This is a genomic window from Nostoc sp. CCY 9925, from assembly GCF_963920935.1.
GTDB lineage: Bacteria > Cyanobacteriota > Cyanobacteriia > Cyanobacteriales > Nostocaceae > Nostoc.
In genome coordinates, this window is record NZ_CAWUDO010000206.1 from 1 (window position 1) to 5,817 (window position 5,817).

The following is a 5,817-nucleotide window of genomic DNA, read 5'->3' on the forward strand; positions in this document are numbered from 1 at the left end:
GTCTTACATCAAGCGATGTGAATTGATTTTTTATTGTTTGTGAGAAATTTGCGTATAACTCTATCCTCAACAAAACCCCAATATCCTTTAAAGCAAATCGCATGATTGGTGGTAAAGCTCCAAGTGAATATCTGGTTCAGCTTCAAAAGCATGACAGTGTTCAGCTAGACGATGCAGGTATGAATGCAATTCTGGCAACTCACCAAATCGATGCAATAAAACTTCGACAAGACGACTTTGAGGGTTTCATAGCATCGCGTCAACGGATGATACTTGGCAAAATTGAAGCTGCTATGGGCAAACCAGTCTTGGCTGTGGATGATTCAGCATTCAGCGATGTGACAGATGAAGAAGAGTGATTGGAGATAGATTAACTTCGCATTCAATGATGCTGTTTTAACATTCACATCGCTTACTCTCTTACTGCGTATTTGACCTTTTAAACCCTAATAATATGCCATGTAATGCTTGGAATCACCCCTCAGATTGTAATTGTGGTTTTGGAGGAAATGATCGTGTCAAGGAAGCAATTTTATATCCGGCAGGTGGAGTAATGTGCAGTAACCGTAGTTGTCCAGTTTTTATATATACCAAGTAATCTCCAAGTCAGAAGATGAAGTTTTTTCAAGTAAAAGATATATGAGTAATACTGAATTTCATCCTTGCCCAATCTGTTCGACCCCAACTCGATATTTTTCAAGATATCCACGCGCAGTTTGTAATACTTGCTATAGCAAAGCAAGTGATGCTCAGGGACGAAAATTGAGTTTCTTTAATACCTCAATGAGTGGAGGATTTGAGGGAATTGTAAGTGAAACTAAAGAGAAGTACGAAAGCCAGATTTGCTACATTGAGGGAGTGAGGTGCTGGGCTGAGGAAGCTCGATTTGGCGGTATTGTGATTGAAACGATGATAAATGATAATTTTTCTAATCACTAGGAAACCGTATTTAGATTATTAACTTATACCCAGTGTTTGACTGTGGTCTATCAGATTGGGTGCGATGGCGTACCCACCCGCCGTAGGCATCGCGCCCCATCAAATGGGAACCATGTTATGTAATTGCGTTCCTGGGCACCATGAAATTATTGAATTTTCTCAAATCCAAAGCAGTGATTATAGTCTTAGCGATTGCAGTAAACATCACTGTCATTGATATACATTCTTCTAGTTCAAATCTTCCCATAGGCAAGAGTACAATTACTCAGTCCCAAGCACAGATTCAACTTGTTCACACACTGACTGGGCATAAAAAAGTGACTTTTGGTGTTCGAGCAGTTGCGATCAGCCCTTCGGGGCAAACCCTGATTAGTGGAGGTAGAGATGATACAATTAAATTCTGGAATTTACGTACTGGGAAATTGTTGCGTAGTTTAGACGCTCACTCAGATGGTGTTACTTCAATTGCGATTAGTCCAGATGGTAAGTGGATTGTAAGTGGTGGGATAAGCACCCCAACAATGAAGGTTTGGGATTTACGCACTTTCCTTATGCTTAACAGCGACAGTGGGCATACCCAACCAGTAGAAACCGTTGCGATTAGTTCAGATGGCAAATTGATTGCTAGTGGCAGTGACGATCATACAATCAAGCTTTGGGATTTACACACACTTAAGCTGCTTGATACCATTGCTGCACACTCAGGATTTGTGAGTAAAGTTGCATTTAGCCCTGATATGCAAACCCTTGTGAGTACTGGGGGCGGCGATGATAATACAATTAGGCTGATTGATTTGCAAACTAAAAAAACACGCCATATTCTCAAAGGACACAAAACCGGAGTTGATGCTATTGCCATTACTCCAGATAGTAAAAAGCTTGTTACTGGTAGTTTTGGTCAGCTAGTTTCTCGAAATCGCGCAATTAGTACCCTAAAGTTATGGAATCTTCAAAGTGGAAAACTACTGCATGAGTTTACTGATAATTTTAGTTCAGTTGAATCTCTTGCCATCAGCCCCGATGGAAAAATTCTGATCTGCGGCAATTATGATGGCAGTATTAAACTGTGGAGCTTAGAGACTTTAAAACTGTTGCACACATGGAGGGATGGTTCCAGTTCTGTTTTAGGACTTGCTCTGAGCCTGGATGGTAAAACCCTCGCTAGTAGCAATGAGGATAGCACTATACATATTTGGCAAATTAAATAACTGCATTAGCCCTATTCTTGGCGCACGGGAACTTCTAAAAGGAGAAGCTGGTTAAGGATACAGAACTTAACTTTAACTATCGATATTCTCGCTCAAAAAGTACGACTAATTTCAAAGTAAAATTTTCACTAGTTTTTGGAGTTGCTAGGGAAGCCCAGAATAAAGGTAGTATCTGAAAATGATGAAATCCCCAAGAAGTTATTACGATGCTGAGTTTGGACAGATGACATTGGAAGATAACTACTGGACTTTAGCACAATGTGCTGTTTTGGGCGATCGCCGTGTATCGATTTGTGTGGATTTTCAACAGGGGCAGATTGGGGAACTTTCATCACTTCAGCGTGAAGCTATTCGGCAAGCTCTAGCCTTGCCACCCGATGTGTTACACATCACTGCTCCTCTGGTGCTGCAAAATTATGATGTATATCGTGACATGATTGGAGATGAGTCAATGCCTCTGCTGGCTAATCCCATTCAGGTCTGGGATCAGGTCACTTTCTCATATATTTATGTGGAGTATGACCTAGATATTGCTACCTTTAAGTTGATAGCTGAGTGTGACTGGGAGCCAGAACACGGCTTAGAAGTACGCTTTCGCAATGGAGTAGCAGACGATGCAGATCAGATAGGTGAAACAGGACGGTAAAAACTATATAGCTTGGCATAAAACCGTGGTGAATTGAAGCATATCGCTTATAGGTTGCGATCGCTGCCAGAGCAACCAAGTATGGTGCACAGTAAGAACAGTAAGGCCCATTCGTTTAGTAGAGGTACGCAACTATATTGCAACCAGAAAGCCTACAAACGGGCTATTGAGATGGCCGAACCATTCGTTTAGTAGAGGTACGCAACTATATTGCAACTGTATTGATCGTTTATGGCAAAAACCCCCACAGTGGCAACTATACCAGAGCGATCACGCGTAGGCTACCTCAGTGAGGGGGTTGGATTTCCTGACTCTGTTTTTAAGTCTTGGTTATTTGTTGTATGTGAGCAGCGTTTGGCGTTGGAGTTGAGGATAAATCGAAGTAGTAGGCAAAATGTCTAATTTAATACATTATGTGTATCCAATTGATAAATTCCTCAGCGAGGGACTCGTATTTTCCATAGATTTGCTGTATCTTGTTTATTCCGTGCAATTATTAACACCCAATTTCTCACAACTTTGCTGTAATCCAGATTTTCAGCCAATGCTTTTGGGGATTACTGAATGAAAACTTTTAATAGATAGATATGAAGATCATCAAAAAATCCGACAAGCTGACTCTGAAGAAAATGATGGAAATCCAACACGCTGAAGACCAAAATCTTCAAGCTGATACTGTCAATTCTTCAGCCCCTGTGGTTGATGAGCAACCAGCAGCAATTCTTCTTCCAAGAGAACCTGACTATATTCCATTCCTTGACAATCCTCCAGTACAGTCTGTTGGCAACTCTGGCTGGCAGATTTCTGACATTTGGCGGGATATCCGGGTGGATGATTTTTGTGGGTGAGACTCCTGATAAATATAGGTAAAAAATAATACGTTTCTCTTGTGTTGTACGTACTGTCACAAACAGCAGTTGCTCTTTGGTAAAGAAGCCTACCAAATAATCAACGGTAGCATTAAAGTTGAGTGCGTAGACGTTTAGGCGGCAAGGCGATAGACATTGCAATGGCTCAATGGGTAAACGAAAGAGAAAACATCAAAAAACATCTTTCCCTTGGATGGTAGAAGAAGAGAATCTGTTCATTACAAAGACTGGTAACGAAATAGTTACAGATGCTGGATGAGAGAAAATTTCATTTGAAGAAGCGAGAAAACTATTTAGTCCCGCAACATTTCAAGAATGGTACGAACTGTTCCTAGAAAATACAGATATCTCGGAAATACTTTCAGAATTTAACGTAGATATAGATTTAGATGATGAATCAGCAATAGTTGTATTTTCCTATTTTCTCGTCATCCGTCATAGCAGGTCCATCAGAGTTGAGCGTTAGCATGGTTTCCCCTGCATCCAATTCACCATCATATTGCCAGAGATACGTCATCATGGACCCGATCCAGGTGCCCACATACCGCTGTTTTTGTGGGTCGTAGCCCAGGGTCATCAGCGTTGTTACAGAACCACAGCCAGGCATTTCGCCCTGCCCTTTTGCCAATACCCAAAGTCTAGCTAGTGAGCAGCTTTCGCTGTGCCCAAGGCAACACACAGTCTCTGTTCCCGTTGATTTTACGGGAGGTTGATCGGGTTCCATCATCGCTTCGATTTCATACGTCCACTCACCGACGAGTTTCTGGAGCCACTGATGTTCTTTCTTTTTGCGGTTGAGCAGGCATGGGTGAGGTTTGTTCAGCTTGGTTGGGTTCCATTGGGTTATCTTCTTTTGTGAATCATTGTGAGGTCTGATTGAGACTTGCAAGTGCAGCTGCGATTCGCCCAGATGCCTTTGGTCGTTTGTACATTCGTTCCATGTAGTCCATCAGCGTGGGGAAAGTGGCGAGTAGCTGAACTTCGTTCGCCCAATCCAGTGTGTAAGCAAGCACAAAATCAGCCACTGTGACGTGTTCACCCACTACAAACTGCCGATCCAACAGATGGTTCTCTAAAACGACAGCCATACTGGTGAAGTCTTGCCGAGCGAGAGGTATTTCAGCAGGCAATCTCAACTCTTCTGGGTATATAAACGTGTGGCGAGCGATACGCCATAGCGGCTGTTCCAATTCGGTGGCAGTAAAGAGGAGCCAACGATAAAGCTGTGCTCGCAGAAGCAAGTCTGTAGGTACCAGGTTAGATTCTGGGTACTTCTCACCGAGGTACAAAGCAATGGCTACGGATTCAGTGATGATATGTTCGCCATCGATGAGTACAGGGAGCTTGCCAGTGGGATTGATGGTGAGAAAATCGGGTGTACGGTGTTCACCTGCCTGCATGTTGATGGAGATTGCTTCAAATTCTACCCCAAGTTCCTGGAGAACCCAGCGAACTCGAATTGATCGCGTGGGAGCAAATTCATAGAGTTTCATGAATCAACCTCAGTGATGTGCAAATATCTTTCATCTGCTTGTATGAATGGGTGTGCTCATGTTTCGATGAGTTCGCGAATTTGTGTTCCACTGGTTGTTCTGTTGTAGTTCACACTCCTGCTCCTTCCCTTTCAGCCTCAACTGGATGGGTTGCTTCGGGTTCGATGTAAATTAGTTCCCAAATGTGACCATCTAAATCCTGAAATCCATGCGCGTACATAAATCCGTGGTCTTGAGGTTCGTTGTAGGTTGTGCCACCAGCAGCAACGGCTTCACGAACCAGCTGATCCACTTTTTCTCGGCTCTCAACTGATAAGCACGTCAACACTTCGGTACTTTTTGTGGCATCGCAAATCGGGTTCGGCGTGAATGTTTTGAATTTCTCATGCGTCAAAAGCATCACAAAGATGGTTTCGGACACAATCATGCAGGTGGCCGTTTCATCGGTAAATTGGGGGTTGAACTGAAAGCCAAGTTTTGTGAAAAACTCGATGGATTGCTGGAGATCTTTGACGGGTAGGTTGACGAAAATTTGAGTACTCATAGTTTCTCCTGGTGTAGTTAGTTGTTGGTCAGTGGTCAGTGGCTATTTAACCTGAGTTCGGGTTAAGGGACTTCCAGAGAATAAAATATACAGTTAACAAAAATGATAATCATTCTGA

At 42.7% G+C, this 5,817-nt stretch carries 7 protein-coding genes; 4 read left to right on the forward strand and 3 right to left on the reverse strand.

Annotated features, from left to right (window positions below; all coding sequences use genetic code 11):
• Nucleotides 1–101 precede the first annotated feature (101 nt).
• The 4 genes from ACM0OY_RS39165 (at nt 102) to ACM0OY_RS39180 (ending at nt 3,641) form a co-directional block, all read left to right on the forward strand.
• Nucleotides 102–359 carry a hypothetical protein gene (locus ACM0OY_RS39165; RefSeq protein WP_414574096.1) on the forward strand — a complete coding sequence of 86 codons (258 nt, stop codon included), beginning with the start codon at nt 102–104 and terminating at the stop codon, nt 357–359.
• 720 nt (nt 360–1,079) lie between these two features.
• Entirely contained in the window at nt 1,080–2,147 is a 1,068-nt protein-coding gene (locus ACM0OY_RS39170) for a WD40 repeat domain-containing protein (protein WP_414574097.1), read from the forward strand.
• Nucleotides 2,148–2,325: 178 nt separating this feature from the next.
• Nucleotides 2,326–2,793 (forward strand): DUF6985 domain-containing protein, encoded by a 468-nt coding sequence (locus ACM0OY_RS39175; protein ID WP_414574098.1) that lies wholly within the window; start codon nt 2,326–2,328, stop codon nt 2,791–2,793.
• A 587-nt stretch (nt 2,794–3,380) separates the two neighbouring features.
• The gene (locus ACM0OY_RS39180; RefSeq protein WP_029631390.1) at nt 3,381–3,641 is read left to right on the forward strand and encodes a hypothetical protein; all 261 of its coding nucleotides are present in this window, start codon (nt 3,381–3,383) and stop codon (nt 3,639–3,641) included.
• Between the two features lie 418 nt (nt 3,642–4,059).
• Here ACM0OY_RS39180 and ACM0OY_RS39185 read toward each other — a convergent pair whose 3' ends face one another.
• The 3 genes from ACM0OY_RS39185 to ACM0OY_RS39195 all read right to left on the reverse strand — a co-directional run bounded on the left by ACM0OY_RS39185 (nt 4,060) and on the right by ACM0OY_RS39195 (nt 5,699).
• A complete protein-coding gene (locus tag ACM0OY_RS39185) occupies nt 4,060–4,389 on the reverse strand; it encodes a DUF1579 family protein (protein WP_414574099.1) in 330 nt (109 codons plus the stop codon).
• A gap of 133 nt (nt 4,390–4,522) precedes the next feature.
• Entirely contained in the window at nt 4,523–5,155 is a 633-nt protein-coding gene (locus tag ACM0OY_RS39190) for a glutathione S-transferase family protein (RefSeq protein WP_414574100.1), read from the reverse strand.
• Between the two features lie 109 nt (nt 5,156–5,264).
• Nucleotides 5,265–5,699, reverse strand: a complete 435-nt coding sequence (locus ACM0OY_RS39195; RefSeq protein WP_414574101.1) for a VOC family protein — start codon at nt 5,697–5,699, stop codon at nt 5,265–5,267.
• Between the last annotated feature and the right edge of the window lie 118 nt (nt 5,700–5,817).